We start from the raw sequence: 26624 nt of genomic DNA, 5'->3' as shown, positions 1-26624 counted from the left end.
TTCAGCGACTGGCAGCCGGCGTTCACGCCGCCGCGCGCCGAGCTGCGGCAGTTCTACGCCGCGCCGGCGGCCGGCACGCCGGTGGGCCTGACGCTGCGCTACTACCGTGGCCACGACCTGACCAGCAAGCTGATCAGTTCCAGCAACCGCCTGGTGTCGGGCGGACACGACAGCTACTGGCGCCTGCTGGGCGGCGCCGAGCATACCGAGACCATCGCCGGCCGCACCGTGACGCTGCGCGAGAGCCGGCTGGTGAGCGACGGCAACGGTCAGCGTCTGTTGCTGTGGCAGGCGTACTGGATCGGCGGCCACGTGGTCGCCAACGACTACCTGGGCAAGCTGTACCAGTCCAGCCAGAAAATCGCCAGCGGCCGCGACGACGGCGCCGCGCTGCTCCTGTACACGCCCTGCGACGAGGACACGGCCGGCAATGCGCGCCAGACGCTGCGGGCGTTCCTGGCCGCCAACCTGGCGCCGCTGGAAACCATGCTCAATCATCAACTGGCAGAAGGGCAGTAACATCATGTGTGGAATAGTCGGAGTGCTCGATACGCGCGGTGCGCGCGCCATCGATGAGGCGCTGCTCAGGCGCATGAACGAGACCCAGCATCATCGCGGTCCGGACGAGGGCGATATTTATATCGAACCAGGTGTCGGCTTCGGTCATCGCCGCCTGTCGGTGATCGACGTCGCCAGCGGCCAGCAGCCCATGGCCAACGAGGATGGCAGCGTGCTGGTCTGCTACAACGGCGAGATCTACAATTTCCGCGAACTGACCGCCGAGCTGAAGGCGCTGGGCCACAGTTTCCGCACCCGCAGCGACACCGAAGTGATCGTGCATGCCTGGGAACAGTGGGGCGCGGACTGTGTCAGCCATTTTCGCGGCATGTTCGCGTTCGGCCTGTGGGACCGCAAGCAGCAGCTGATGTTCCTGGCGCGCGACCGCCTGGGCGTCAAGCCGCTGTTCTACACCTTGCTGCCGGATGGCCTGTTCGCCTTCGGCTCCGAGCTGAAATCGATCCGTTCGCTGCAGGGACTGGACCGCCGCATCGATCCACGCGCGGTGGAAGATTATTTCGCCTACGGCTACATTCCCGAACCGCGCACCATTTACGAGGGCGCGTTGAAACTGGCGCCCGGCCATACGCTGACGCAGCGTGTCGGCCAGCCGCTGGCGCAGCCGTGCCGCTACTGGGATGTGCCGTTCAAAATGCATCACGGCATGACAGAAAGCGATGCGGCCGGCGAGCTGGTAACGCGCCTGCGCGAAGCGGTCAAGATCCGCCTGGTGGCCGAGGTGCCGCTGGGCGCCTTCCTGTCCGGCGGCGTCGATTCGAGCGCGGTGGTGGCGATGATGGCCGGCCTGGCCGATGGCCCGGTGAATACCTGTTCGATCGGCTTCAAGGACGCCGCCTTCGACGAATCGGAGTACGCCGCGCAGGTGGCGGCGCAGTACCGCACCGACCACCACACCGAGCAGGTCGACACCGACGACTACGGCCTGCTCGACACCCTGGCCGACCTGTACGACGAGCCGTATGCCGACAGCTCGGCGATTCCGACCTACCGCGTGTGCCAGCTGGCGCGCAGGCGGGTGACTGTGGCGCTGTCCGGCGACGGCGGCGACGAAAACCTGGCCGGCTACCGGCGCTACCGTTACGCCATGGCCGAGCAGAGCGTGCGCGGACGCATTCCGGCCGGCTTGCGCAAGCCGCTGTTCGGCACACTGGGCCGCTGGTATCCCAAGGCCGACTGGGCGCCGCGCATGTTCCGCGCCAAGACCACCTTCGAAGCGCTGTCGCGCGATCTGGTGGAAGGCTATTTCCACGGCGTTTCGTTCATGAGTGACGCCATGCGCAAGCGGTTGTTTTCCGAGCAGTTCCGCCGCCAGCTGCAGGGCTACCACGCGATCGAGGTGATGCGCGGCCACGCCGACCGTGCGCCGACCGACGATCCGCTGTCCACCATCCAGTACCTGGACATGAAGACCTATCTTCCGGGCGACATCCTGACCAAGGTGGACCGCGCCAGCATGGCGCACGCGCTGGAGGTGCGCGTGCCGCTGCTCGACCACAAGCTGGTGGAGTGGATTTCCGGCCTGTCGCCGAGCCTGAAGCTGCACGGCAGCGAAGGCAAATATCTGTTCAAGAAGAGCATGGAGAAATATTTGCCGCACGATATACTCTACCGCCGCAAGCAGGGCTTCGCGGTGCCGCTGGCGCAGTGGTTTCGCGGCCCGCTGCGCAGCCGCGTGCGCGAGGCGCTGCTGGGGGCGAATCTGGCCGATACCGGCATCTTCAATCAGCGCTATCTGGCCGAGCTGGTCGAGCAGCATGAATCGGGACGGCGCGATTACAGCACGCCGATCTGGAGCCTGCTGATGTTCGACGCCTTCCTGCGCAAAGAACTGCGGGGAGACTGAGCGCATGCAACAGCAAGCCAACAAGCCGGTGCGCATCCTGCACGTGCTGGATCACTCGATTCCGCTGCACAGCGGCTACACCTTCCGCACCCGCGCGATCCTGCAGCAGCAGCGCGCGCTGGGATGGGAGACGCATCACATCACCAGCGCCAAGCAGGGCGTGAGCGCGGCGCCGCAGGAAACCGTGGACGGGTTGACTTTCCACCGCACGCCGGCGGCACAGGGCGCCTGGTCGCGCATGCCGATCCTGAATCAGCTGGCCGTGATCAACGGCCTGGAAGCGCGGCTGCTGGAAGTGGCGCGCGAAGTCCGCCCGGACATCCTGCATGCCCACTCGCCGGCGCTGAACGCGATCGCCGCGCTGCGCGTCGGCCGCAAGCTGGGCATCCCGGTGGTGTACGAAATCCGCGCCTTCTGGGAAGACGCGGCGGTCGATCACGGCACCAGCAAGGAGTGGGGTTTGCGTTACCGCCTGACGCGGGCGATGGAAACCTATGCGCTGAAACGGGTGCAGGCCGCCACCACCATCTGCGAAGGGCTGCGCGGCGAAATCCTCGGACGCGGCATCCCGGCCGCCAAGGTGACGGTAATCCCGAACGCGGTCGATATCCAGGACTTCAGCATCGGCGGCGCGCGCGACGAGGTGCTGGCGGCGCAACTGGGCGTGCAGGGCAAGACGGTATTGGGCTTCATCGGCTCGTTCTATGCCTACGAAGGGCTGGACGTGTTGCTGGCTGCGCTGCCGGCCATGCTGGCGCACAATCCCGAAATCCGCCTGCTGCTGGTCGGCGGCGGGCCGCAGGATCAGGCGCTGCGTGATCAGGCGAGGGCGCTGGGCATCGAACAGCAGGTGCTGTTCACCGGCCGCGTGCCGCACAGCGAAGTGCAGCGCTACTACAACCTGGTCGATGTGCTGTGCTACCCGCGCCTGAAGATGCGTCTGACCGATCTGGTGACGCCGCTCAAGCCGCTGGAGGCGATGGCGCAGGGCCGCCTGCTGGCCGCGTCCGACGTCGGCGGCCACCGCGAGCTGATCGAGGACGGCCACACCGGCGTGCTGTTTGCCGCCGGCGACCCGCAGGCGCTGGCGCGTCAGCTGCTGGCTTTGCTGGCGGCGCCGCACAGCTGGCCGGCGCTGAAGGCCGAAGGCCGCCGCTTCGTCGAATCCGAGCGCAACTGGCCGGCCAGCGTGGCGCGTTACCGCGCCGTGTATGGCGGCATCGCCGGAAGGGAGTTGTGATGCCGGCCCCCCTGCGCATAGGATTGGTGGGGCCGCTGCCGCCGCCATCGGGCGGCATGGCCAATCAGACCCTGCAACTGGCCGGGCTGCTGAAGGCCGACGGCCACAGCGTGACCACCATCCAGATCAACGCGCCGTACCGGCCGGCCTGGGTGGCGGGCGTGCCGATGCTGCGCGCGCTGGCGCGGCTGCTGCCGTATCTGGTGCTGCTGTGGCGCACCGCCGGCCAGGTGCAACTGTTTCACGTGATGGCCAATTCCGGCTGGTCCTGGCATTTGTTCGCGGCGCCGGTGATCTGGATCGCGCGCCTGCGCGGCTGCCCGGTGGTGATCAACTATCGCGGCGGCGAAGCCGACAGCTTCATGCGCCGCCAGCAGCAGTGGGTGCGGCCCAGCCTGCTCCGGGCGGACGCGGTGATCGTGCCTTCCGGCTTCCTGCACGCGGTGTTCAGCCGTTATGGCGTCGACACGCAGGTGGTGCCCAACATCGTCAATCTGGAACGGTTCAGCGCCGCGCCGGCGGCGCCGCTGGGGGACGCGCCGCTGCGCCTGCTGGTGGCGCGCAATCTGGAAGACCTGTATGACAACGCCACCGCGCTGCGCGCGTTCGCCATCGTGCGCAAGCAGCACCCGCAGGCGCGCCTGACCATCGCTGGCTCAGGTCCGCTGCGCGCCGATCTGGAGCGGCTGACGGCTGAACTGGGCCTGGCCGACGCCGTCACCTTCACCGGCCGGGTCGACAACGCCGACATGGCCGCGCTGTACCAGGGCGCCGACATCATGCTGAACCCCAGCCTGATCGACAACACGCCGAATTCGGTACTGGAGGCGCTGGCCAGCGGCGTGGCGGTGGTCAGCACCAACGTCGGCGGCGTGCCGTATCTGGTCGAAGATGGCCGCACCGCGCTGCTGGTGCCGCCGGCCGCGCCGGACGCCATGGCCGCGGCGGTGCTGCGTCTGGCATCTGAACCGGCGCTGGCCGCCGGGCTGCGCCAGGCTGGCCGCCAGCTGGTGCAGCAGTTCAACTGGACCAGCGTGCGCCCGCGCCTGCTGGGGGTCTATCACGCCGTACTGCAACCCAGGCATTTCAAGGAGGCCAGCGCATCATGAGCCGCCCGCCCACATTTACTTCGGACTGGTACACCGCGCTGGTCTCCGGCGCACTGTTTCCCCTGCATGAGCAGTTGAAAGGCCACAGCAGCGTGGCGCTGCGCCGGCAGATGGAGGAAAGCCAGCATTGGCCGCCGGAACGCCTGGCCGCGCTGCGTCTGGACAGCCTGCGCAATCTGCTGCGGCGCGCCGCCACCAGGGTGCCGTATTACCGCGACCGTTTCGCCGAAATCGGCTTCGATCCGGCGCGCGACCTGCATTCGGTGGCCGATCTGGCGCGTCTGCCGCTGCTGGACAAGACGGTGATACGCCAGCATGCCGAACGGCTGAAGGCCGAGGATGCCGTCAAGCTGGGCCGCTACAGCACCGGCGGTTCGACCGGCGATCCGTTGACCTTCTACATCGGCAAACAGCGCGTCAGCCATGACGTCGCCGCCAAGTGGCGCGCGACGCGCTGGTGGGGTGTCGATATCGGCGATCCGGAAATCGTCATCTGGGGCTCGCCGATCGAACTGGGCACGCAGGACAAGGTGCGCATCTGGCGCGACCGGCTGATGCGCACCGAGCTGATTTCCGCCTTCGCCACCAGCCACGCGGGCCTGGATCATTATGTCGAACGCATCCGCGCCGTGCGGCCGCGCATGTTGTTCGGCTACCCTACCGTGCTGGCGCACATCGCCGCGCACGCCGAAGAGCGCGGCCAGCGCATGGACGATCTTGGCATCCGCGTGGCCTTCGTCACTTCGGAATGCCTGTACGACGCGCAGCGCGCACAGATCGAGCGCGTGTTCGGCTGTGGCGTGGCCAACGGCTATGGCGGGCGTGACGCCGGTTTCCTGGCGCATCAGTGTCCGCAGGGCGGCATGCACATCACCGCCGAGGACGTGATCATCGAGGTGCTGGGACAGGATGGCCAGCCGCTGCCGCCCGGCGAAACCGGCGAAATCGTGGTCACGCACCTGCAATCGGGCGATTTTCCGTTCATCCGCTACCGCACCGGCGATGTCGGCGCGCTCGACACCCAGCCCTGCGGCTGCGGCCGCACCTTGCCGCTGCTGAGGGAAATCCACGGCCGCACCACCGACTTTCTGATCAAGCCGGACGGCACGCTGCTGCACAGCGCGGCGCTGGCCTATGTGATGCGCGACATGCCGGAGCTGAAGGGCTTCAAGATCATCCAGGAGACGCTGGACTTGACGCGGGTACAACTGGTGCTCGATGGCGACGTCGACGACGACCTGCGCGCGCGCGTCATCCGCGGCTTCAAGGCGCGGCTGGGCGAGGAGGTGCGCATCGACGTGGAGCATGTGCCGCGCATCCTGCCGGAAAAGTCGGGCAAATACCGTTATTGCGTCACCAAACTGGAATCGCCATGGAACACCTATTCGAAATAAGGGCGAGGGAGCGGACATGAGGGACATATTGGTGACGCTGATCGTGCTGGCGTCGATACCCTACATCTTCAAGCAGCCGATCTGGGGCGGCGTGATGTGGATCTGGATCAGCGTCATGAATCCGCACGCGCAGGGCTGGGGTTTTGCGCGCACCTTCCCGTTTGCGGCGCTGATCGCCTGCGTCACCCTGGCCGCCATCCTCATGAGCAAGGAGCGGCAGCGCTTTCCGACCATGCCGGTCAGTATCGCCATGCTGGCCTTCCTCGGCTGGATGGGGCTCAGTACGCTGTTTGCGATTCACCCGGACGGCGCCACCGAACAGCTGATCAAAGTGACCAAGATCCTCGGCATGTCGTTCGTGCTGCTGATGGTGACCAAGTCGCGGCGCCAGATCATGCTGGTGCTGTGGGCCGTGGTGTTCTCGCTGGGCTTCTATGGCGTCAAGGGCGGCATCTTCACCATCCGCAGCGGCGGCAGCTTCCGTATCTGGGGGCCGGAAGGCACGTTCATCGAGGGTAATAACGAAATCGCGTTGGCGATCGTGATGGTGATTCCCCTGATTTACTTCCTCTACACGCAGACCGAGAATAAATGGTGGCGTTATGCCGGCCAGGCGGCGATGTGCCTGTGCGCGCTGTCGGCGCTGGCGTCGTACTCGCGCGGCGCCGCGCTGGCGATCGGCGTCATGGGCGCCTTTTTGTGGTTCAAGAGTCATAACCGCCTGACCTTTGGCCTGCTGCTGGGGTTTGCCGTGCCGCTGATGCTGATGATCATGCCGGGCGAATGGTTCGACCGCATCAATTCCATCAACGACTACAAGGAAGACGGCTCCGCCATGGGCCGCATCAACGCCTGGAACATGACCTTCAACCTGGCCAAAGAGCGGCCGCTGTTCGGCGGCGGCTTCGACATCTACGATCCCGGCGTGTTCCTGCTGTACGCGCCCAATCCGCTGGACGTGCATGCGGCGCACAGCATCTATTTCCAGGTGCTGGGCGAGCATGGCTTTGTCGGCCTGCTGCTGTTCGCCCTGATCGGCTTCCTGACCTGGCGTAACTGCGGCTGGGTGGTGCGCCAGGCCAAACGGGTGGAGGAACTGCGCTGGGCCGCCAGTCTTGCCAGTATGATCCAGGTCAGCCTGCTGGGCTTCTTTGTCGGCGGCGCCTTCCTCAGCCTGGCGTACTTCGACGTGCCGTATTATCTGGTGGTGATTGCGGCCGCGACGCGCCGGCTGGTGTCGCGCACTTTGCGCACGCGTGCCGAGGAAGCCAGGGCGGCGGCGTCGGCGCCGCAGCCATTTGCCGAAAGCGCGCTGTCGTGAACATGGGCACTTTACCGTTTTCGCCGCTGTCGCCGCCGGTGGTCGCGGGCGGCCTGCCGGCCATGCTGGGGCGCAGCCTGCTGCGCCCGCTGCTGCGCGGCGGCCGTCACAGTCCGGCCATCATGATTTACCATCGGGTACGGCCGCAGCGCGATACGCTGTTTCCCGATGAAGTCGACGCCGCGCACTTCGCGCGCCAACTGGCCTGGCTGACCTCTTACTGCGAGGTGATGCCGCTGCTGGACGCGGTGCGCCACATGCGCGCCGGCACACTGCCGCCGCGCGCCGCCTGCATCACCTTCGACGACGGCTATGCCGACAACGCCGACATCGCACTGCCGCTGCTGCAGCATTACCGGGTGCCGGCCACCTTCTTTGTCGCTTCCGGTTTCCTGAACGGCGGGCGGATGTGGAACGACAGCGTCATCGAGCTGATACGGCGCGCGCCGGCCGGCACGCTGGACGCCAGTTCGCTGGGGCTGGGCGTGCACCGCTTCGATACGCCGGCGCAGCGGGTGGACGCCATCATGTCGCTGCTGGGCCAGCTCAAGTATCTGCCGATGGCGCAGCGGCTGGAACAGGTCGAGCGGCTCAGCGGCCTGCTGGCGGTGCCGCTGCCCACCGATCTGATGATGCGCGACGAGCAGGTGCGTCAACTGCACCGCGCCGGCATGGCGATCGGTGGCCATACGGTGCATCATCCGATTCTGGCGCGGCTGGAACCACCGCAGGCGCGCGCCGAGATCGCCGAAGGCAAGGCGGCGCTGGAGCGGCTGACGGGCGCGCCGGTGTCGCTGTTCGCCTATCCGAACGGTGGTCCGGGCACCGATTATGGCCCGGAGCATGTGGCCATGGTGCGCGAACTGGGCTTCGAGGCGGCCGTGTCGACGTCGACCGGTGCGGCCGGGGACCAGCCGGATTTGTACCAGCTGCCGCGCTTCACGCCCTGGGACCGCAGCCGCCTGCGCTACACGCTGCGGCTGGCGCGCAACCTGACCCTGCCGGCGGTGCGCGCATGAGTGCTGTGCCGCCGCTGGTGCTGCACGTGATCCACCATCTGCAGATGGGCGGTCTGGAGAACGGCCTGGTCAACCTGATCAACCACATGCCGCCGTCGCGCTACCGGCATGCGATCGTCTGCGTCGAGGATTATTCGGATTTCCGCCAGCGCATCCGGCGGCCGGAGGTGGAAGTGTATGCCTTGCATCGCTCGCGCATCGGCGTCTGGCAGATGCGCAAGGAATTGTATCAGCTGTTCCGCCGGCTGCGGCCGGCCATCGTCCATAGCCGCAACATGTCCGGGCTCGATGCACTGCTGCCGGCGCGGCTGGCCGGCGTGCCGTGCCGCGTGCATGGCGAACATGGCTGGGACGTCGGCGATCTGAAAGGCGAACGCTGGAAGCCGACTCTGCTGAGGCGCCTGCACGCGCCGCTGGTGTCGGGCTATGTCACCGTGTCCCGGGATCTGGAGACGTATCTGGCCGAGCGTGTCGGCATCGGCCGCGGGCGCATATCGCAGGTGTATAACGGCGTCGATACCGACCGTTTCGTGCCGCGTCCGGGACGCGACCTGTCGGCGCTGCCGGACGGGTTTGCCGACGAGGGCTGCTTCATTGCCGGCACGGTGGGACGGCTGCAGGCGGTCAAGGACCAGGCCACGCTGGTGCGCGCGTTTGCCGCCGTGCTGAAGACGGCGCCCGATGTGGCGGCCGGGATGCGGCTGGTGATCGTCGGCGACGGCGCGCTGGCGCAGCCGCTGCGCGCGCTGGTGGAGGAACTGGGCATCGGTAGCCAGGTGTGGTTCGCCGGCGCCAGCAACGACGTGCCGCGCATCATGGCCGGTTTCGACGTGTTCGTGCTGCCGTCGCTGTCGGAGGGCATTTCCAACACGATACTGGAAGCCATGGCCTGCGGCTTGCCGGTGCTGGCCACGGCAGCCGGCGGCAATGTCGAGCTGGTGCAGGAGGATTATTCGGGCCGCTTGTTCCAGCCTGGTGATACGCGGGCGCTGGGTGGCCTGCTGACCGACTATGCGCGCACGCCCGCGCTGTGCCGCCAGCACGGTGAACAGGCGCGCCAGGCCGCGGTGGAACGCTTCAGCCTGAGCGCGATGGTGAACAACTACATGGCGGTATACGAGAAGCTGGCGGCGCCACGATAGCCTATCCAAACACCTGTTTCAGCGTTTCCGCGTCCGCCAGTGCATCGAACCAGGCTTCCAGGACCGGCGATGTTGGTACAGTAGTTTGGTCAACCGCCGCCTGGCGGCCAAGGGTTGATCCGGGTAGTGCCGGGCCTGCCGCGCGCCTGGACTTCGACGTGGACCAGCACCCATTGCAGGCCGCCATCGCGCAGCGCCCGCATCGAGCCTTTATCAAGCCATGAGTTTAATGTGGGCTGACCACGCGGCGTGCGGGCCGTCTGGCGGCGTACACGCTTTTCACGCGACCCAGGCTCAGCTGTTCCGCGCCGGGCGGACAGCCGCTGGCGCGCCACAACGCGAGGATGACGAGGCAATAAACAACGGCGCCGGTCAGCGAGTCCGTCAGCAGCCGCAGGATCAGCGGCTGGCTCACCAGCACCGCATCGAGCTCCCTGACCAGCAGATACATGGTGGTCACGCCCAGCAGCGGCCGCCACACAACGCGCAGCGCCGAGGCCCACGAAAACGCCAGCATGGTGCGCGTCACCCGCATCTCGATCAGCACATCGACCAGTTGGGTGAACAGATACGCATAGCCGGCGCCGACGATGCCGTAACGCGAAATGAAGAAATACAGGGCAGGGAACAGCACCGCCACATAGCAGCCCTGCACCAGGCTGACCTTCTGCGGCCGGCCCAGCGCCACCCACACTGCGGTATTGTTGGTCTGGGTCGCCGTCAGCGCGCCGCTGACGGCGAGGATGGCGATCAGCGGTATCGCCTCCAGCCATTTGTCGCCGAGCAGGGTGCGCACCAGCGGATCGGCCACGGCGGCGATGCCCACGCCCACCGGCACGATCAGCAGCGCGATCAGGCCCAGCAGCCCGAGATACGATTGCGCGATCACCTCGGTCTGCCCCATCTTGGCATAGCCGGGAAAACTGACACGGTTGATCGGCGCCACCAGCTCCGAGGTCGGCAGGTTGGAAATTTCGTACGACACCGAATAGATGCCCAGCGCATTGGCGCCGAACACCTTGCCGATCATGAAGGTGCAACCATCATGGCGCAGGAACTGCAGGCAGTTGGCGATCAGCATCCACTTGGAAAAATGGAACAGTTCGCGCGCGGCCGCCAGCGACAGGCGCGGACGGTAACTGTTCATGGTGTAGCTCATGATCACATTGACCAGGCGGCCGACCGTCATCCCCAGCAGCAGTGCCCAGTAGGAGCGCAGCAGGTAGGCCGCGCCCAGGGTCAGGAAGAAGGTGGTGGCGCGCCGCACCGCAATGAAGATGAACTCCTGGCGGAACTGCAGCTCCTTGCGGAACGTCACCACGCCGACGTTGGTGAACGCGCCGATGCCGTAGATCAGTCCCATCACCAGCATGACGTCGGTCAGGCGCGGCTCGTGGTAGAACACGGCGGCCGGCGCGGCCAGCAGCACCAGCCCCAGCGCACTGACCAGGCCGAACAGCAGATTGAAAGTCCAGACCGTATCGAAGTGGCGCCGCTCGGCGTTGGCCTTCTGGATCAGCGCCGCATCGAAGCTGAACGAGCCGAGCAGATCGAGCAGGCCGCCCACCGCGGTTGCCATCGCCACCAGGCCGAAGTCGCCGGGCACGAGCAGCCGCGTCAAGACCAGCGTGCTGACGATGCCGATGGAGCGGTCCAGCAAGCGGGCGCCCATCATCCAGACTACGCCGCGTGCCATGCTTTGGTTAATCTGGTTCATGCGATCAAAAGTATTGCAAATAAATTACTTTCCATTGTGAAGTAGATAACTGGCAACGTCAAGCGGCGAAATGTCACGGCTGGTTGACGCAGGCGAGGGCGCGCGGCGCGATTTGCGGCCAAGCTACGGTTTTCACGGAGGGCGCCATGCTGATTACCGGATACCTGAGCCTGCTGGCGCTGTGTGCGCTGGTGTTGCATAAAGTACGCAAAGTGCATCTGATGCAGTTCGCCCTGCGCGACGCGATGACGCAGGGCGACGCGGCGCTGTACCGCCAATGCGAGGCGCTATGGTCGCTGCAGCGCGAGCTGGACCTGCCCGGCAGCCTGCCGCCGTTGCGCGGCTGGGCCGCCTCGCCGGACTTTTTGCTGGAACTGGTGCGGCACGTGCGCCAGCAGCGTCCGCGCAGCGTGGTCGAGTGCAGCAGCGGCGCCTCGACCCTGGTGCTGGCGCGCTGCCTGCAGCAGCAGGGCGGCGGCAAGGTGCGCAGCCTGGAGCACGATCCGCAGTATGCGGCGCAGACCCGCGCCGGGCTGGCGCGCCTGGGCCTGAGCGACTATGCCGAAGTGCTGGATGCGCCGCTGATGCCGTTCCAGTCCGGCGATCGGAGCTGGCAGTGGTATCGCTACGAAGTGCTGCCGGCCGGACTGCCCATCGATCTGCTGGTGATCGATGGCCCGCCGCAGGCGACCGGCGCGCTGGCGCGCTACCCGGCCGGCCCGGCGCTGTTCGCGCAGTTGACGCCCGGCGCCGCCGTATTCCTGGACGATGCCGCGCGGCGCGACGAAACCGCGATCCTGGCGCGCTGGCGCGATGAATTCCCGCAGCTGCGGCAGCGCAGTCTTCAGTGCGAAAAGGGCTGCGCCGTGCTGCAGCGCTGAAAATAATCGATGAAGGCGCGCAGCTTGGCCGGCATGTGGGCGCGGTTCGGATAGTACAGGTAAAACGCCTCGCCCGGCAGGCGGTAGCGCTCGAGCACCGGCTGCAACTGCCCGGCCGCCAGTTCGGCCGCCGCGAACTGTTCGAACACGTAGGCTAGGCCAAGGCCGTCGGCGGCGGCGCCGGTCACCGCGCGCATCTCGTCGTATACCAGTCTGCCCTGCACGTCGATCTGCACCGGTTTGCCGCCCTTGATGAACCGCCAGTCGTAATACCGGCCGGCGGCGCCGAAGCGCTGGCGGATGCAGGCGTGGCCCAGCAGATCTTCCGGTTTTTTCGGCGTGCCGTGCGCCGCCAGGTAGGACGGCGCGGCCACCACGGTCCGCACTTGCGGGGGGCTGAGCAGCACCGCGATCATGTCGCGCTGCAGCGCGTGGCCGAGGCGGATGCCGGCATCGAAACCGGCGGCCACCACGTCGCTGAGCTGATTGTCCATCGCCAGTTCCAGATTGACGCCAGGGCAGGCGGCCAGGAAGCCCGCCAGGTGCGGCCGTATCAACACCATGTAGGCGACGTACGAGGTGTTGATGCGCAGCGTGCCGGTGGGCTGGCCCGACGCCAGGCCGGCCTGCTGCACCGACATGCGGATCTGCTCCAGCGCCGGCGCCAGGGTGCGCAGCAGGCGCGTGCCGGCTTCGGTCAGGGCCACGCTGCGGGTGGTACGGTTGAACAGACGCACCTGCAGTTGCGCCTCCAGTACCTTGATGGTGCGCGAGATCGCGGTCGGCGTCACCGCCAGTTCCTGCGCCGCGCGGGCAAAGTTCAGGTGCCGGGCGACGCATTCGAAGGTGAACAGGCCAGCCAGCGGCGGCGCGTCGATTGTGAAGTGCTGGTTCATGGCCTATCTCGGTTTATGTCTATTCTCTTCATGCTCCTCGCAGCATACAGTATGCACACCGATTCATCACTTTTATGGAGCTGAACATGAACGTAGTCACTCTTCCCGCAAAAAATCCATCCTCGCCGCTGGCGGCGCTGAGCGGCCATCACGTCGGCATCCGCGTGCCGGATTTCGCGGCCAGCAAACAATGGTTCATCGAAAAGCTGGACTTCCGCGTGGTGCACGAATGGCCGTATGCCGATCAGAAGCTGGCATACGTCGCACCCGCCAACGACGACCACTTCTTCATCGAGATCCTCGGCGACGGCAATCCGCTGCCGCTGCCGAAACCGCTGTGGACCGATCTCGGCGACAGCCTGCGCCTGGCCGGGTATCACCACGCCTGCTTCAACGTCGACAGCGTCGAGGCCACCGTGGCGGAACTGCGCCGCCGCGGCGTGGACATCGTCACCGAGCCGTTCGTGCTGCCGGCAGTGGGCCGCAAGCTGGCGTTCTTCGCCGACCCTTGGGGCAATTTGTTCGAACTGGCCGAAGTCGTGGCGTAAGGAGCGACCATGTCCAAGTCTCTGTTGGTAATTGGTTCCGGTCCCGGCATCGGCCTGGCCACCGCACAGCGCTTTCTGAAGGAAGGCTACAACATCGTGCTGTCGTCTCGCAGCATCAGCAATCTGCAGGCGCAGGCCGCGCAGCTGGGGGCCGGCGTTACGCTGGTGGAGGCGGATGCGGCCCGACCGGGGCAGATCGATGAGCTGGTGAGCCGTCTGGCCGCCGCCGGTCCGCTAACCATTCTGTACAACGCCGGCGTGCTGCGCTACGACGCCGAAGGCAATCTGCGTCCGCTGCCGCTGAGCGGGCATACGGCCGGCGAGATTCAGTCGGATATGGCGATCAATCTGACCAGCGCCATGGTCGCCATCCGCGCCGCGCTGCCGGCCATGACGGCGCGCGGCGAGGGCACGATCCTGCTCACCGGCGGCGGCTTCGGCGTCAATCCGTCGCCGGACTTCCTGCCGCTCAGCGTCGGCAAGGCCGGTATCCGGGCCATCGCCCAGGGCTTGTTCGCGCCGCTGAAAGAACAGGGCATCCATATCGGCACGGTGACGGTCGGCCGGCTGGTCAGCCCCGGCTCGGCCGCCGCGCGCGAGATAGCCGAGTTGTTCTGGCAGATGAACGCGGCCCGGCCCGAAGACTGGCGCTGGGAGCAGGCCTTCGGCTGATGGCCGCTCCCTGCGGCTACGCGCGGCCAATCGCGGCCGCGGTCACTCGTGCAGCCAGTATCGATCGAGGTTCCTGATGTTCCACTTGTCGGGGTCTTCGATCGAGACGATGGCTTCGCTGGCGCCGGGCGGCGCCAGGTCGATCGCCACCGGCGCCAGGTAAACCTGGGAGGTCAGCGAGAAGAACGCCTTGACGGTCGGCTTGAGCAGCGATTTGCTGTTGTCGGTGACCACCGCCAGGCGGTTGGATTTGAGCCGCACCAGCGTGCCCACCGGATAGATGCCGATGCACTTGACGAAGGCGGCAAACAGCGCTTCGTCGAAGTGGCCTTCCCTGGCCCACAGCGCCATCTTGCGCAACGAGACGGCGGGGCTCCAGCCTTCCTTGTACGGCCGGTTGGAGGTGACGGCGTCATACACGTCGCAGATCGCTCCCATGCGCGCGGCCTTGCTGAGCGTCTCGACGCCAAGGCGCTCGGGATAGCCGGCGCCGTCGACCCGCTCATGGTGGTGCAGGCAGACGTCCAGCACCACCGCCGGCATGTCGGGCACGGACTTCAGCATGTCGTAGCCGGCGCTGGGGTGGCGTTTGACGGTCAGGAATTCCTCGTCCGTCAGGCGTCCCGGTTTGTTGAGAATGGCCGCCGGAATCGCGATCTTGCCGATATCGTGCAGCAGGCCGGCCAGGCCGTAGTCGCGGATCTCGGCGTCGGACATGTGCAGCTGTTTGGCCAGCGCCACCATCATGGCCGATACCGCCACCGAATGCATATAGGTGTAGTCGTCGGCCTGCTTGATGCGCACGAGGCTGAGCAGGGCGCCGGAATTGCGCAGCACCGAGGCGGCGATCTCCTCGACGATGGGCATCGCCACGGCGCTGCTGGAAATGGTGCCCAGGCGCGCCTCCTCGAACATGGCGCCGACGGCGTCGCGCGATTTCTGGATGATCTTGGCGGCGCGCGTCAGTTCGTCGCGCATGCCGCTTGGCGCCTGCGGCTGAAATGCGAAAGCGGCTTCGCTCGGCGCCGCCGCAAGCCCGGGTGCCGCCGGCGGCGCCAGCGCGCAATCGGCGCCTTCGACGTCGCAGCCCTTATCGGTGTCTATCCACAGCTCGCGTACGCCGCTGGCCTGCAGCTTGTGCACTTCGGCGCTGTTTCGCAAGGGGAAAGAAGTGGTCCAGAACGGATTGTCCAGCCATGAGCCGCACAGCTCATGGACATACATTCCCGCTCGCACCTGATCGACGGTGATTTTCCTCAGCATAGGAGCCATTGCCAACAATAGAGACGGCAAACCGGCAGGTACTCCGGGGTGGCGGGAGGGCGGTTTGCGATGCGTGTCTGCGGCGTGGATTAGGACGCGACCCCCTTTATCCTAGCATGGCGCGCAAGCTGGTGGCAATGACAGTGTTGTCATCTACAGGGCCTTGCTGCACAACTGGAAGTCGGGATCATCCTCGTAGGGGCGCATCTGGAAGTCCAGGCTGGCCATCAGCTTGAGCATGCCGCGGTTCTTGCGCAGCACCAGGCCGACGATTTCGCTCAGCCCCTTTTCGCGCGCCACGTCCATGATCTCCAGCATCAGGCGCGTGCCCAGGCCCTGGCCGCTGAACTTGTCGTCCACCAGCAACGAGAATTCGCAGCTGCTGCGGTCCGGATTGGCGATGTAGCGCGAGACGCCGATGATCTGCTCGGACTCGTGGAAGCTGCCGTCGTCTTCCACCGTGCGGTTGGTCAGCACCGCCACCAGCGCCATTTCGCGGTCGTAGTCGATCAGCGTGTAGCGCGCCAGCATCGATACCGACAGCTCGCGCAGCGAGGAGGCGAAACGGTTGTAGCGCGACTGGTCGGACAGGCCGCGCACCAGCGCCTGCAGCATCTCGGCGTCGGTCGGCTGCACCGGCCGCAGCGTGTATTCGCCGCCGCCGCGCATCGGCCACACGCTGGCGCTGGTCGATGGATACGGCATGATCGCCAGCTGGTCGTAGCGCTGCGCCGACGGCGGCGCCGGGCCCACCACCACGCGCGCATCCACCGCCAGCACGCCGTGCTGGTCGACGATCAGCGGGTTGATATCGAGCTCGCGCAGCTGCGGCAGTTCGCACACCATTTCGGACACGCGCAGCAGGATATGTTCGATCGCCTGCTGGTCGGCGGCCGGCGCGCCGCGCCATTCGCCCAGCGTGGAAGCCACGCGCGCGCGCGAAATCAGGCGCTGCGCCAGGAACTGGTTCATGGGCGGCAGCTCGACCGCGCGGTCGTTGAGCAGATCGACCATGGTGCCGCCGGCGCCGAAGCCGATCACGGGACCGAACAACGGATCGCTGGCGACGCCGATATACAGCTCGCGGCCATTGCGCTTGCCGGCCATGCGTTGCACGGTGACGCCGTTGATGCGGGCATTCGGCTGCAGCCGCCGCACCGTGGCCAGCATGTCGCCGTAGGCCGCGGCCAGCGCGCCGGCGTCGGCCAGGTTCAGCACCACGCCCTGGACGTCGGACTTGTGGGCGATGTCGGGCGAGTCGATCTTCAATGCCACCGGATAGCCCAGCTGCGCGGCGATCAGCTGCGCCTCGGCCGCGCTGCGGGCCGGCATGGTGGGCGTGATGGGGATGTGGAAGGCCGCCAGCAGCGCCTTCGACTCCATCTCGGTCAGCACGCTGCGGCGCTCGGCCAGCACGCTTTCGACCAGGCGGCGTGCGCCGTCCAGGTCCGGCTTGGCCAGCTGCGACAGCGGCGGCGGGGTTTGCTGCAGCAGCTGCTGGTTCTGATAGAACACGGCGATGCTGCTGAAACCATCCACCGCCGCTTCCGGCGTGCGGAAGCTGGCCAGACCGGCCTGCGCGATCAGCCTGCGCGCCGGCGCCACGCGTTCGTCGCCCATCCAGCAGGTCAGCACCGGCTTGCTCAGGCCGCGGGCGGCGTCGGCCACGCCCTGTGCCACGGCGACCGGATCGCCATCCAGCTTGGGCGAGTAGAGGATCAGCAGACCGTCGATCTGCGGATCCTGGGCGCAGGCGCGGATGGCGGCGGCGTAGTGCCGCGGGCCGGCTTCCTCCGACAGGTCGAGCAGGTCGGTCAGCGTGGCGTAGGGCGGCAGGTCGGGCGCCAGCGCCAGCGCCGACTCGGCGCCGGGACGCCCCAATTGCAGCCCCAGTTTTCCCAGCCAGTCGGCGGCCAGCACGCCGGGACCGCCACCGTTGCTGATCACCGCCAGGCGCGGTCCCACCGGCCGGTAGCGCGAGGCCAGGCATTTGGCGGCCGAGAACAGCTGCACGAAGGTGTTGACGCGCACCGCGCCGGTGCGCCGCAGCGCCGCGTCGAACACCTCGTCGCTGCCGATCATGGTGCCGGAATGGGTGGCCGCCGCGCGCGACGCCGCCGCGCCGCTGCTGCCGGATTTGATGATCACCACCGGCTTGGTGTTGGCGGTGCCGCGCAGCGCCGACAGGAAGCGGCGCGCATCGGTGATGCCTTCCATGTAGATCACGATGCTTTCGGTGGCGGGATCGGTGGCCAGAAAGTCCAGCGTCTGCGCCAGGTCGACCGCCGTGTTGGGCCCCAGCGACACCACCGCCGACAGGCCCACCGCATTGTTGCCGGCCCAGTCGAGGATGGCCGAGGTCAGCGCGCCGGACTGGCAGATCAGCGCCAGGCTGCCGCTTTGCGCCAGCCGTCCCGCCACGCCGGCGTTCAGATGCAGTCGCGGACGCTGGAAACCCAGGCTGTTCGGGCCAAGCAGATACAGCGCGTGCTTGCGGGCGATGGCGTGCAGCTCGGCGGCCTGCGCCGGCTCCACGCCGGACGACAGGATCAGCGCCGATTTGCACTGGATGCGGCCGGCCACCTCCAGCGCGAACGCCAGTTCATCGTTGGGCAGCGCGATCAGCGCCAGGTCGGCGCGCGACTGCACCAGATCGGCCAGGGTGCCGGTCATGCTGACGTCCAGGAAGGTCAGCGTGCCCTGGTAGCCGCTGTCGCGCAGCTGCGCGCACACCGCGCGGCCATAGGCGTTCTGGCGTTCCGGCTGGTCCGGCGGGCCGGCAAAGACAACGATCGATTTGGGTGAAAACAGGGGGCTCAGGTAATGCAGGTCCATGACATTCTTCTCGGCGGTGGCACGCAGGCTACACTATACGCGAATCAGCGGCCGTTTTGATGTGGATCATGGATTTGGCGCCTGCCGGCGCGCATAGTGCAGCTACCCCAAGCCGCAGGAGACATGATGGACACAAGCACATTCGGCATCCCTTTGTTCGACGAGGCCCATGCCGCGCTGGCGGAGCAGATACAGGCGCTGATGGATGGCCCGGACGCGGAATTCGAAGCCAATCTGGCAGCGCTGATCGATTGCCTGGAGACCGACTTCCGCGTCGAGGAAGAATTGATGGAAGCGATAGACTACCCGGCGCTGCGCAGTCACCGCGAACAGCACGCGCGTGTGCTGGCCACGCTGCATGCGCTGACGCCCGGCGATCTGCAGGCCGGCCGCAGGGTGGCGTCGCTGATACTGCCGTGGTTCCAGCTGCATCTGGCCACGGCCGACACGGCGCTGGCGATCGCACTGCAGGTGGCCGGCCGCGCCGCTAATCCGGCTCCGCCGGGACTTCACCAGCCGCCAGCCGCCGCAGCATCGCCGGCGCCGGCAGCGTGACGCCGCGCTGTCCGGAGACCAGCCAGCCGCGCCGCCGCAACACGCTGAGCCAGCGGCTGACGGTGGAGGCGGTCAGTGCCAGGTAATCGGCGATATCCTGGCGCGACATCGGCAGACTGGCGCGCGGCGCCGCCGGCGTCGCATCGCCCTGGGCAGCGCCCGCCAGCTCCAGCCGCTGCAGCAGGAACTGGGCGATGCGCTGCAGCGCCGTGGTATGGCGCAGCATGGCCGCATGCCGCTGGTGACGCGCCACCGTCGCGCTCAGCATCTGGGCGAAGGCTTCCGCGCTGCGCGGCTGGCGGTCCAGCAGTGCCGTCAGCCAGGGGTAAGGCACGACGACGACTTCGCAGGCGCTGAGCGCGACGGCGGCGGCGGTATGCTGCGGCTGGAACAGCGATTCCAGGCCGAGCCAGGCGCCGGGGCCGAGAAATTCGACGATGTGCTGGCCGCCATCGCGGCCATGCTGGTACAGCTTGATGTCGCCGGCGCGGATTACGTACAGCTGCCGCGCGGTATCGTCGGCGACGCGGAACAGGTGTTCGCCGGCGGACAGGCGCAGGCTGCGCTGCGCCAGGCAGGGCTGCCGCTGTACCGGCAACGCCGCGCCGGCCGGCGCTTCGTCGATGCACAGCGCATGCAGGGGGCAACCGTGGCAGTCGTGGCGGCGGACGGCAATTTGCGGCATCGCCATCAGCCCTCCTGTCCCGACGCCACGCGCCGCATGCCGTCAGGGTCGAGCAACGTCAGGTCGCGCCGTTGCAGCTCGAGCAGGCCGACGCGGCGGAACTGGTCGATCAGCCGGCTCACGCATTCGGGTGTCACGCCGATGTAACTGGCGATATCGCAGCGCGACATCGGCAAGCGGAAGCGCAGCGGCGAATAGCCGTTGACGCGGTTGGCCCGCGACAGCCCGAGCACCAGGTCCGCCATGCGCTGGCGCGAGTGCGTGTGGTGCAGCAGCGCCGACGCCTGCAGCGCCCGGCGGATTTCGGCCGCCAGCAGCGCGTGCAGAGCGGCGCGCCGCATCGGCTCGCGCCGGCCGCGAAACGCCTGGCGGTCCCAGTCGATGCAGCACACTTCGCTGTCCTGCAGCGCCACCGCGCTGCACAGGTGGGCCGCCGTGCCCAGCGTGTTCAGACCGAGGAAATCCGGCGCCAGTGCGAAGGCGATGACTTGCTGTTTTTCTTCAGCGCCGCCGGCGCGGCCGGGCAGCACCAGCTTGAAGCCGCCGGAGCGGACGCTGTAGATACGGTTGCCCGGTGGGTCGCCGGCCCGGAACAGGCGGTCGTGCCGGCGCACGCGCAGGCGGTGTCCGGCCAGTTCGTCGTCGGGCGCGGCGCCGCGGCACAGATGGATGTTGACGCAGCGCTCGCAATTGCTGCGGAAAGTGTCGATGCTCATGCCGCTCCGCTCAATGCGCCATCAGCACCGGGATGGTCATGTTCTGCAGCACGCGCCGGGTCACGCCGCCCAGCATGATCTCGCGCCAGCGCTGGTGACCGTAAGCGCCCATCACCAGCAGGTCGGCGCCGCAGTCGGCGGCCAGCGACAGCAGCGCGTTGCCGACGTCCAGGTCGGCGGGCGTGGTCTGCTGCGTAACCTCCACCTGCACGCCGTGGCGTGCCAGGTACAGCGCGATGTCGGCGCCCGGCTGTTCTCCATGCGGCACCGCGCCGCGGTCGGCATTGAACACCGCGACGGTGACGCGACGGCTCCGCCGCAGCAGCGGCAGGGCGTCGGTGACGGCGCGGGTGGCGGCGCGGCTGCCGTCCCAGGCCACCAGCGCGTGCCGGTCGATGTGGGTGTGGACGCCGGCGTAGGGCATCAGCAGCAGCGGCCGGCCGGCGTGCAGCGCGAGGAATTCCGGCAGCGTGCGCAAAAATTCCGGGCCGGCGGCGGCGGGATCGCTCTGGCCAGCCACCACCAGGTCGGCGTAGCGCGCCTGCATCACCATGCCGCTTTCGGTGTCGTCGTCGCTCAGGCGCCGCTCGAAGCTGGCGCCGGAGCCGCCGACCTGCGCCACGAACTTGTCGAGCGCGGCAGCGGCGTGGGCGGTGACCGCCTCGACGTCTGTGAGCGACAGCGCGCCGCCGTAGGCGTAGACGGCGCTCTGGAAGTATTCGGCGGTCAACCCGGTGAAGGCCGCCCCCACCAGGTGCGCCTCGTGCCGCAGCGCCAGTTGCGTGGCCAGCGCGTAGCGTGCGGGGGCGTGTTGGGAATGGTCGGCGTGAACCAGTATGGTCTTGTACGTCATGGTGAGCTCCTTGTGATTGCGCACAGGCTAACAAAGCTCACCGATAAATTTTATGATCTAAATCAAATTTTGCCGGATCAGCTTAGCCGGCGCCGCGCCCGCGACATCACGCCGTCAGATTGGCGCGGGCGCTGGCGGCGTAGCGCAACAGCGTGTCGCCGAAGCCGCCGCGCGCCCTGGCGTCGGAGCGGGCGCTGGTGGTCACGCGCGGCGCCGCGCTCCAGGCGAAACTGGCGCCGCTGCGTTCCAGCGCTTCCACCAGCGCCACATCCTCGCTGCAGCTGAGCGGTTTGAAACCGCCGGCACGCCAGTAGGCCGCCGCCGAGACGCCCAGGTTGGCGCCATGGATGTGGTGGTGGCCGTCCGCATCGGTGTAATGGTCGTTGAAATAATCGCGCAGCAGCTCGGCGTCGCCGTGGTGCGGCGACCAGTCCGCCACGGCCACGGTGCCGCACACCACGTCCACGTTCAGGCGCAACTGCTCGGCCAGCCAGGCTGGCGACACCTGCGTGTCGGCGTCGGTGAAGGCCAGCCAGCGCGCGCCCAGGCGCAGCATGTGTTCGGCGCCGGCGGCGCGCGTGACGCCGACGTTGCGCGCCTCCACGCACAGATAATCGATGCTGCAGGTGGTGCCCTCGCAGCGGCCGGCGTGGAATTTGACGATGGCGCGCGACTGGTCGGTGCAGCTGTCCAGCGCCACGGTGATGTGCACGTGCTCGCCGTGCAGCGCTTCGTGCGAGGCGGCCAGGCGGGCCGCGCGCAGGCAGTCGTCGAGGTACAGTTCTTCGTTGTGGGCGGGGATGACGATACCGATCATGGCGCCAGACCCTCCCGCTGCGCCACCGAGCGCGAACTGCGCGACCAGACGTCGAGCAGGAAATCGTTCTCGTCGTGGCGGGCCAAGCGGAACAGGCTGCCGCTGGCGTCGAAGGTGGCGTGCACCGCCGTGGTGTCGAGCATGCGGTCGTTGAAGGGGTGACGCCAGTGGCACAGCACCAGCACGCCGTCGGCGGTGAGCGTGTTGATGCAGCAGTCGCGCAGCTGCGCCAGATCGACGCGGCTCAGATAATACGCCATCTCGCTGATCACGATCAGGTCGAAGCGGGCATCGAGCGGCCAGTCCTGCGGCACGCGCTGGCAGTGCACGCTGACCTGGGCATGGCCGCCCGGCTTGCGGGCCAGCCGTTCGCGCGTCAGCTTGACGGCGGTGGGCGAGACGTCGCTGGCCGTCACGCGCTCGGCGCGCACCGCCAGCGCGGCGGTCAGTTCGCCGTTGCCGCAGGCCGGTTCGTAGACGTGGCGGTAGCGCTGCGCCGGCAGGCTGGCCAGCAGCAGCTGCCGCTTGCGCTGTTCGTACCAGCGTCGGCGCACCTGCCAGGGATCGTCGTCGCGCTGGTAGAGTTGCTGAAAGTGGGTGGCGTGCGGATTCATATGAAGTAGATTTCGTAAGGGTGCAACAGACGGGCCAGCACGTGTGGCCCGAGGATGGGCGGCTGACCGGTGGACGGGTCGTGGCGCAACTGGCTGTGGTAGCAGCCCAGCGCCTGGCGCTTGCGGTGCAGGACCTGCGGCTCGAAGTCGAGGCGGCGCGCGCGGTTCCAGGGCACACGGCTGTCGCCCGGTTCGGCCCAGTGCCAGCCCCACACCGGCACTTCGACCAGCGTGGCGTGGCAGGCGCGGGCGGCCAGGGCGGCGGCGACGCCGCAGGCTTCATGATCGGGGTGGCCATCCTGGCGCCAGGTGACGAACACCACGTCGTCGGGGCGCAGCAGCTGCAGCAGCATGGTATGCAACTGGTCGATGCAGGCGCCGACCTGGCCGTCGCCGATGCGCGCGCGCAGCACCTGCGGGCCGCCGCCGTCGCAGACGCCCATGGCGTGCAGCGCGGCCATGGTCTCCTGCGGCCGCAACCGCATCAGTTCCTGCGGCCGGTACTGGGCGGAGCCGGGATGGCTGGCGTCGCCGTCGGTTACCGCCAGCAGCACGGTTTGCGTGTGGCGCGCATGCAGCAGCTGCAGCAGGCCGCCGCAGGCCAGCACCTCGTCGTCCGGATGCGGCGCGATGACGATGGCGCGGCGGTGCGGCGGTACCAGTTCGACCGAACTGACCGGCGGCAGCGCGGCCAATCCGCCCCAGGCCTGCCAGTCGGCGTCCGGCGTGCCCAGACCGTCGATGCGGCGTTCCTCACGCCAGGGGCGATGTGCCGGCGCGCCGGCGGGAAAACTGTGGATGGCGTTCATAGCGCCCATGGGCTGGTCTCCTGTTTGATGAGCAGGCCGCCGAGGGCGGCGAGATCGCGTTCGGCGTGGCTCTGGCGCAGAAACACGGGCAGGTCGGCTGCCAGACGGGCGAAGTGCGGGTCGCGGCACAACGGGCCGGCGCCGAGCGCGCGCGTGGCGTGTTCCAGCACGGCGCTGCAAGCCGCTTCGACGCCAAGACGGGCGCGCAGCGCAATGGCGGCGGCGTCGGCTTTCGGATCGGCGTCGATGGCGTGCGCGGCGCCGTGCAGCAGCGCGGCGGCGCGTGCCAGTTCGGTGTCGGCCTGGCCCAGGTGCGCCAGCCGGTGCGGATCGGGGACGGGCTGGCGGCGCAGCGCGGCGTGCAGGTAGTCGGCGACGCCTTGGGCGGCGCCGTACCAGCAGGCGGCAATGCCGGCACCGCCGTGCCAGAAGCCGGGACGCCGCAGATACGCGCCGGCCGCGCCGACCGGCGTGGCGACGGCGTCGTCGAACGTTACATCCACGCTGGCGGTGGCGGCCATGCCGACCGCGTGCCAGCCTTCGCCGGTGACGCCGACGCCCGGCTGGCGCAGGCTGACCGCCGCCAAGCACGCGGCGCCGTCGCCGTCGCGGCAGCTGACCAGCGCGTGGGTGAGCGCCTCGGCGCCGGAACACCACTGTTTGCGGCCGGACAGCGTGTGGCGGCCGTCGCCTGACTGGCGCAGTGCCAGCCCGACGTCCGGCGCTTCGGCGCACCATACGCCCCAGGATGCGCCGGCCGGCGCGGCGCCCCGCAGTTCGGCCAGGATCGCCAGGGCGTCGGTATGGCCTTCATAAAGTTTGACCAGACTGAGATCGTGGCGCGCCACATGCGCCAGGCACTGCCAGCGCAGCAGCGTTGTACCATGGCCGGGCAGCGGCAGAAGATCCAGCCCCGCGTCGATCAGTTGGCGCAGCTGCTCGCCTGGCTTCAGGCCGGTGTCCATTTCCGCCAGCGCCCGAGCAAGGCGCGCCGGCGTGGCGGTGGGCGTTGGCGCAAGGCGGGCGGTATCGTCGGGCATGGCGTTCGGGGCGTTGTTGTCGAGTGTTGGATCCATGATGGCCGGCGACACCGGGTGTGTCTGTTAAACGGCGCACCGTGTCGGGATCGCGCGCCAGTGCGCTGCCGAACATACGGGGCAGCGCGGCTGCGCCATGCTGCGCCCATTGCGATCAACAAGGACATGCCATGGACGAATGGCTCGATTTGCTGCAATGGCCGGCGATGGTGGTGACGGTGCTGGCCGGACTGCTGGTGGCGTCGCACCAGGAGCGGCGGCGCCGGTACGGTTTTCATGCTTTCCTGTTGAGTAATGCGCTGTGGATCATCTGGGGCTGGCACGACGAGGCCTGGGCACTGATCGCGCTGCAGTGCTGCCTGGTCGTCACCAATGTGCGCGGGGTGCGCAAGAACCCGGGCCGCTAGCATGGACGTGCTGTGTTAGGTGGGTCACACTGCGGCGGGCTGGATGCCGCTACAGTCGTCACTTAACTTATCTCACGGAGCGACGATATGGATGCGCCAGCGGCGATCAGGACATACGCTTTGCGTCTGCACATTAACGGCCAGGCTGCCGACTTCGAAGTCGAGTCCTGGGTCACCCTGCTGGACCTGTTGCGCGAGCGCGCCGGCCTGACCGGCACCAAGAAGGGCTGCGATCACGGCCAGTGCGGCGCTTGCACGGTGCTGGTGGATGGCCGCCGCATCAACGCCTGCCTGACTTTGGCGGTGATGCAGAACGGCCGCGAGATCACCACGGTGGAGGGGCTGGCCGACGGCGCCAGGCTGCATCCGCTGCAGCAGGCCTTCATCGACCACGACGCCTTCCAGTGCGGTTACTGCACGCCGGGGCAGCTGTGCTCGGCGATCGGCCTGATGAACGAAGGCCAGGCCGGGACGGCGGCCGAGGTGCGTGAGCTCATGAGCGGCAATATCTGCCGCTGTGGCGCCTACCCCGGCATCGTCGGGGCGGTCACGCAAGTCATGGGGCTGACGCAGCGGCGCGACGATATCGACCGTCCGTATCAGCCAGGGACGGTGCCCGCATGATCCCGCTGGCCTATTCCCACGCGGCCAGCGAGGCCGAGGCGCTGGCGTTGGAAGGCGCTTTCATCGCCGGCGGCACCAATCTGATCGACCTGATGAAGGAAGACGTGCTGCGGCCGCGCGCCCTGGTCGACATCAACGGCCTGCCGCTGGACCAGATCCGCGCCGGCGAAGACGGTGGCCTGCTGCTGGGCGCCACCGCGCGCAACGCCGATACGGCTTATCATCCGCTGGTGCGCCGGCACTATCCGCTGCTGACGGCAGCGATACTGGCCGGTGCCTCGCCGCAGATACGCAACATGGCCAGCAACGGCGGCAACCTGCTGCAGCGCACGCGCTGCCACTATTTCTACGACGTCGGCGTCCCTTGCAACAAGCGTGCGCCGGGCAGCGGCTGTTCCGCCATCGGCGGTCTGACGCGCCAGCACGCCATCCTGGGCGCCAGCCCGCAATGCATCGCCGTCCACCCGTCGGACATGTGCGTGGCGCTGGCGGCGCTGCAGGCGGCGGTGCACGTGCGTTCGCCGCGGGGCATGCGGCGCATCGCCTTCGCCGACTTCCACCGCCTGCCGGACGACCGGCCCGATCTGGATACGACGCTCGGGCAGGATGAATTGATCACGCATATCGAACTGCCGCCGTCATCGCAGTTTGCCGCGCATTCCGCCTACCTCAAATTCCGCGACCGCGCTTCCTACGCCTTCGCGCTGGTGTCGGTGGCCGCCATGCTCGATATCGGCGAGGACGGCCTGATAAGCGAGGCGCGGCTGGCCATGGGCGGTGTCGCCCACAAACCGTGGCGGGTGCCGGCGGCGGAGGCGCTGCTGGCCGGGCGTCGCGCCGAGCCTTCCGCGTTCGGCCAGGCGGCCGATGCGCTGCTCGCAGGCGCGCAAGGCCAGGGCGAAAACAACTTCAAGATCGAAATGGCGCGGCGCGCGGTGGTGCGCGCGCTGGAACAGGCGGCGGAAGGCACGCACGACAACACGAGGAGCGAACGTGACGGATCTGATTGAGGCATTGCGCACGCCGGCGGCCGACGCCGGTACCGGGG

At 67.8% G+C, this 26624-nt stretch carries 26 protein-coding genes; 15 read left to right on the top strand and 11 right to left on the bottom strand.

Annotated features, from left to right (window positions below; translation table 11 throughout):
• From E4L98_RS16495 to E4L98_RS16460, 8 genes are all read left to right on the top strand, one after another.
• Positions 1–519: exosortase C-terminal domain/associated protein EpsI (locus tag E4L98_RS16495; protein ID WP_135202639.1), on the top strand; the 519-nt coding region annotated here is incomplete at its 5' end.
• A 4-nt stretch (positions 520–523) separates the two neighbouring features.
• A complete protein-coding gene (locus tag E4L98_RS16490) occupies positions 524–2422 on the top strand; it encodes an XrtA/PEP-CTERM system amidotransferase (RefSeq protein ID WP_135202638.1) in 1899 nt (632 codons plus the stop codon).
• A gap of 28 nt (positions 2423–2450) precedes the next feature.
• Positions 2451–3662, top strand: coding sequence for a TIGR04063 family PEP-CTERM/XrtA system glycosyltransferase (locus tag E4L98_RS16485; protein ID WP_135202644.1), 1212 nt, complete (start codon positions 2451–2453; stop codon positions 3660–3662).
• Positions 3662–4771 (top strand): glycosyltransferase family 4 protein, encoded by a 1110-nt coding sequence (locus E4L98_RS16480; protein WP_135202637.1) that lies wholly within the window; start codon positions 3662–3664, stop codon positions 4769–4771. Before E4L98_RS16485 ends, E4L98_RS16480 begins: the two co-directional genes overlap by 1 nt.
• A complete protein-coding gene (locus tag E4L98_RS16475) occupies positions 4768–6165 on the top strand; it encodes a phenylacetate--CoA ligase family protein (protein ID WP_135202636.1) in 1398 nt (465 codons plus the stop codon). The genes E4L98_RS16480 and E4L98_RS16475 overlap by 4 nt, the downstream gene beginning before the upstream one ends.
• A 16-nt stretch (positions 6166–6181) precedes the next feature.
• On the top strand, positions 6182–7486 hold the full coding sequence (locus E4L98_RS16470; protein WP_167761352.1) for a putative O-glycosylation ligase, exosortase A system-associated: 1305 nt from the start codon (positions 6182–6184) through the stop codon (positions 7484–7486).
• Between the two features lie 2 nt (positions 7487–7488).
• The gene (locus E4L98_RS16465; RefSeq protein WP_229257415.1) at positions 7489–8505 is read left to right on the top strand and encodes a polysaccharide deacetylase family protein; all 1017 of its coding nucleotides are present in this window, start codon (positions 7489–7491) and stop codon (positions 8503–8505) included.
• Positions 8502–9647 (top strand): TIGR03088 family PEP-CTERM/XrtA system glycosyltransferase, encoded by a 1146-nt coding sequence (locus E4L98_RS16460; RefSeq protein WP_135202634.1) that lies wholly within the window; start codon positions 8502–8504, stop codon positions 9645–9647. The genes E4L98_RS16465 and E4L98_RS16460 overlap by 4 nt, the downstream gene beginning before the upstream one ends.
• A gap of 226 nt (positions 9648–9873) precedes the next feature.
• Here E4L98_RS16460 and E4L98_RS16455 read toward each other — a convergent pair whose 3' ends face one another.
• Entirely contained in the window at positions 9874–11364 is a 1491-nt protein-coding gene (locus E4L98_RS16455) for a lipopolysaccharide biosynthesis protein (protein WP_135202633.1), read from the bottom strand.
• 146 nt (positions 11365–11510) lie between these two features.
• On the opposite strand from E4L98_RS16455, the gene E4L98_RS16450 reads away from it, so the two are divergent.
• The gene (locus E4L98_RS16450) at positions 11511–12245 is read left to right on the top strand and encodes a class I SAM-dependent methyltransferase (protein WP_135202632.1); all 735 of its coding nucleotides are present in this window, start codon (positions 11511–11513) and stop codon (positions 12243–12245) included.
• Here E4L98_RS16450 and E4L98_RS16445 read toward each other — a convergent pair.
• Positions 12209–13141 carry a LysR family transcriptional regulator gene (locus E4L98_RS16445; protein WP_135202631.1) on the bottom strand — a complete coding sequence of 311 codons (933 nt, stop codon included), beginning with the start codon at positions 13139–13141 and terminating at the stop codon, positions 12209–12211. The two genes, E4L98_RS16450 and E4L98_RS16445, sit on opposite strands and share 37 nt — an antisense overlap.
• Before the next feature lie 86 nt (positions 13142–13227).
• Between E4L98_RS16445 and E4L98_RS16440 the strand changes: the two genes are divergently transcribed.
• Positions 13228–13689, top strand: coding sequence for a VOC family protein (locus tag E4L98_RS16440; protein WP_135202630.1), 462 nt, complete (start codon positions 13228–13230; stop codon positions 13687–13689).
• 9 nt (positions 13690–13698) lie between these two features.
• Positions 13699–14361, top strand: a complete 663-nt coding sequence (locus E4L98_RS16435; RefSeq protein WP_135202629.1) for an SDR family oxidoreductase — start codon at positions 13699–13701, stop codon at positions 14359–14361.
• Between the two features lie 42 nt (positions 14362–14403).
• Here the strand turns inward: E4L98_RS16435 and E4L98_RS16430 are convergent, their stop codons facing one another.
• Together E4L98_RS16430 and E4L98_RS16425 are read right to left on the bottom strand one after the other, a co-directional pair.
• Positions 14404–15624: a cyclic di-GMP phosphodiesterase gene (locus E4L98_RS16430; protein WP_135202628.1), complete on the bottom strand. Its 1221-nt coding sequence runs from the start codon at positions 15622–15624 to the stop codon at positions 14404–14406.
• Positions 15625–15777: 153 nt separating this feature from the next.
• Positions 15778–18459 (bottom strand): bifunctional acetate--CoA ligase family protein/GNAT family N-acetyltransferase, encoded by a 2682-nt coding sequence (locus tag E4L98_RS16425; RefSeq protein ID WP_135202627.1) that lies wholly within the window; start codon positions 18457–18459, stop codon positions 15778–15780.
• A 123-nt stretch (positions 18460–18582) separates the two neighbouring features.
• Here E4L98_RS16425 and E4L98_RS16420 point away from each other — a divergent pair, with 123 nt between their 5' ends.
• The gene (locus tag E4L98_RS16420; protein WP_205746751.1) at positions 18583–19014 is read left to right on the top strand and encodes a bacteriohemerythrin; all 432 of its coding nucleotides are present in this window, start codon (positions 18583–18585) and stop codon (positions 19012–19014) included.
• On the opposite strand, the gene E4L98_RS16415 is transcribed toward E4L98_RS16420, so the two are convergent.
• The 7 genes from E4L98_RS16415 to E4L98_RS16385 all read right to left on the bottom strand — a co-directional run bounded on the left by E4L98_RS16415 (position 18947) and on the right by E4L98_RS16385 (position 24584).
• Positions 18947–19705 (bottom strand): Crp/Fnr family transcriptional regulator, encoded by a 759-nt coding sequence (locus E4L98_RS16415; RefSeq protein WP_135202626.1) that lies wholly within the window; start codon positions 19703–19705, stop codon positions 18947–18949. The genes E4L98_RS16420 and E4L98_RS16415 overlap by 68 nt on opposite strands.
• The gene (locus tag E4L98_RS16410) at positions 19705–20415 is read right to left on the bottom strand and encodes a Crp/Fnr family transcriptional regulator (protein ID WP_135202625.1); all 711 of its coding nucleotides are present in this window, start codon (positions 20413–20415) and stop codon (positions 19705–19707) included. Before E4L98_RS16410 ends, E4L98_RS16415 begins: the two co-directional genes overlap by 1 nt.
• A 10-nt stretch (positions 20416–20425) precedes the next feature.
• On the bottom strand, positions 20426–21268 hold the full coding sequence (locus tag E4L98_RS16405; protein ID WP_135202624.1) for a universal stress protein: 843 nt from the start codon (positions 21266–21268) through the stop codon (positions 20426–20428).
• A 106-nt stretch (positions 21269–21374) separates the two neighbouring features.
• Positions 21375–22085, bottom strand: a complete 711-nt coding sequence (locus E4L98_RS16400) for a glycosyltransferase family 2 protein (protein WP_135202623.1) — start codon at positions 22083–22085, stop codon at positions 21375–21377.
• Complete coding sequence (locus E4L98_RS16395) at positions 22082–22699, bottom strand: SAM-dependent methyltransferase (protein WP_135202622.1); 618 nt, start codon at positions 22697–22699, stop codon at positions 22082–22084. The genes E4L98_RS16400 and E4L98_RS16395 overlap by 4 nt, the downstream gene beginning before the upstream one ends.
• On the bottom strand, positions 22696–23517 hold the full coding sequence (locus E4L98_RS16390) for a PIG-L deacetylase family protein (RefSeq protein WP_229257414.1): 822 nt from the start codon (positions 23515–23517) through the stop codon (positions 22696–22698). Before E4L98_RS16390 ends, E4L98_RS16395 begins: the two co-directional genes overlap by 4 nt.
• Positions 23505–24584 carry an acyl-CoA dehydrogenase family protein gene (locus tag E4L98_RS16385; RefSeq protein ID WP_371857238.1) on the bottom strand — a complete coding sequence of 360 codons (1080 nt, stop codon included), beginning with the start codon at positions 24582–24584 and terminating at the stop codon, positions 23505–23507. Before E4L98_RS16385 ends, E4L98_RS16390 begins: the two co-directional genes overlap by 13 nt.
• A 131-nt stretch (positions 24585–24715) precedes the next feature.
• On the opposite strand from E4L98_RS16385, the gene E4L98_RS16380 reads away from it, so the two are divergent.
• The 3 genes from E4L98_RS16380 (at position 24716) to E4L98_RS16370 (ending at position 26586) form a co-directional block, all read left to right on the top strand.
• Positions 24716–24952, top strand: a complete 237-nt coding sequence (locus E4L98_RS16380; RefSeq protein WP_135202621.1) for a hypothetical protein — start codon at positions 24716–24718, stop codon at positions 24950–24952.
• Between the two features lie 87 nt (positions 24953–25039).
• On the top strand, positions 25040–25576 hold the full coding sequence (locus tag E4L98_RS16375; RefSeq protein ID WP_135202620.1) for a (2Fe-2S)-binding protein: 537 nt from the start codon (positions 25040–25042) through the stop codon (positions 25574–25576).
• On the top strand, positions 25573–26586 hold the full coding sequence (locus tag E4L98_RS16370) for an FAD binding domain-containing protein (protein WP_135202619.1): 1014 nt from the start codon (positions 25573–25575) through the stop codon (positions 26584–26586). The genes E4L98_RS16375 and E4L98_RS16370 overlap by 4 nt, the downstream gene beginning before the upstream one ends.
• Positions 26587–26624 lie beyond the last annotated feature (38 nt).

It is taken from the genome of Duganella callida, assembly GCF_004614165.1.
GTDB classification, from domain to species: Bacteria; Pseudomonadota; Gammaproteobacteria; order Burkholderiales; family Burkholderiaceae_D; genus Rugamonas; species Rugamonas callida.
The sequence above is the reverse complement of the archived record's forward strand: the minus strand, read 5'-3'. Positions and strand labels throughout refer to the sequence as shown.

Coding starts and splice junctions, on each gene's coding strand:
- E4L98_RS16440 (WP_135202630.1), top strand. CDS start 13,228: ATGAACGTAGTCACTCTTCCCGCAAAAAATCCATCCTCGCCGCTGGCG.
- E4L98_RS16370 (WP_135202619.1), top strand. CDS start 25,573: ATGATCCCGCTGGCCTATTCCCACGCGGCCAGCGAGGCCGAGGCGCTG.
- E4L98_RS16380 (WP_135202621.1), top strand. CDS start 24,716: ATGGACGAATGGCTCGATTTGCTGCAATGGCCGGCGATGGTGGTGACG.
- E4L98_RS16450 (WP_135202632.1), top strand. CDS start 11,511: ATGCTGATTACCGGATACCTGAGCCTGCTGGCGCTGTGTGCGCTGGTG.
- E4L98_RS16455 (WP_135202633.1), bottom strand. CDS start 11,364: ATGAACCAGATTAACCAAAGCATGGCACGCGGCGTAGTCTGGATGATG.
- E4L98_RS16475 (WP_135202636.1), top strand. CDS start 4,768: ATGAGCCGCCCGCCCACATTTACTTCGGACTGGTACACCGCGCTGGTC.
- E4L98_RS16375 (WP_135202620.1), top strand. CDS start 25,040: ATGGATGCGCCAGCGGCGATCAGGACATACGCTTTGCGTCTGCACATT.
- E4L98_RS16410 (WP_135202625.1), bottom strand. CDS start 20,415: ATGAGCATCGACACTTTCCGCAGCAATTGCGAGCGCTGCGTCAACATC.
- E4L98_RS16395 (WP_135202622.1), bottom strand. CDS start 22,699: ATGAATCCGCACGCCACCCACTTTCAGCAACTCTACCAGCGCGACGAC.
- E4L98_RS16390 (WP_229257414.1), bottom strand. CDS start 23,517: ATGGGCGCTATGAACGCCATCCACAGTTTTCCCGCCGGCGCGCCGGCA.
- E4L98_RS16385 (WP_371857238.1), bottom strand. CDS start 24,584: ATGGATCCAACACTCGACAACAACGCCCCGAACGCCATGCCCGACGAT.
- E4L98_RS16465 (WP_229257415.1), top strand. CDS start 7,489: ATGGGCACTTTACCGTTTTCGCCGCTGTCGCCGCCGGTGGTCGCGGGC.
- E4L98_RS16480 (WP_135202637.1), top strand. CDS start 3,662: ATGCCGGCCCCCCTGCGCATAGGATTGGTGGGGCCGCTGCCGCCGCCA.
- E4L98_RS16445 (WP_135202631.1), bottom strand. CDS start 13,141: ATGAACCAGCACTTCACAATCGACGCGCCGCCGCTGGCTGGCCTGTTC.
- E4L98_RS16425 (WP_135202627.1), bottom strand. CDS start 18,459: ATGGACCTGCATTACCTGAGCCCCCTGTTTTCACCCAAATCGATCGTT.
- E4L98_RS16415 (WP_135202626.1), bottom strand. CDS start 19,705: ATGGCGATGCCGCAAATTGCCGTCCGCCGCCACGACTGCCACGGTTGC.
- E4L98_RS16490 (WP_135202638.1), top strand. CDS start 524: ATGTGTGGAATAGTCGGAGTGCTCGATACGCGCGGTGCGCGCGCCATC.
- E4L98_RS16470 (WP_167761352.1), top strand. CDS start 6,182: ATGAGGGACATATTGGTGACGCTGATCGTGCTGGCGTCGATACCCTAC.
- E4L98_RS16400 (WP_135202623.1), bottom strand. CDS start 22,085: ATGATCGGTATCGTCATCCCCGCCCACAACGAAGAACTGTACCTCGAC.
- E4L98_RS16405 (WP_135202624.1), bottom strand. CDS start 21,268: ATGACGTACAAGACCATACTGGTTCACGCCGACCATTCCCAACACGCC.
- E4L98_RS16435 (WP_135202629.1), top strand. CDS start 13,699: ATGTCCAAGTCTCTGTTGGTAATTGGTTCCGGTCCCGGCATCGGCCTG.
- E4L98_RS16460 (WP_135202634.1), top strand. CDS start 8,502: ATGAGTGCTGTGCCGCCGCTGGTGCTGCACGTGATCCACCATCTGCAG.
- E4L98_RS16430 (WP_135202628.1), bottom strand. CDS start 15,624: ATGCTGAGGAAAATCACCGTCGATCAGGTGCGAGCGGGAATGTATGTC.
- E4L98_RS16420 (WP_205746751.1), top strand. CDS start 18,583: ATGATGGACACAAGCACATTCGGCATCCCTTTGTTCGACGAGGCCCAT.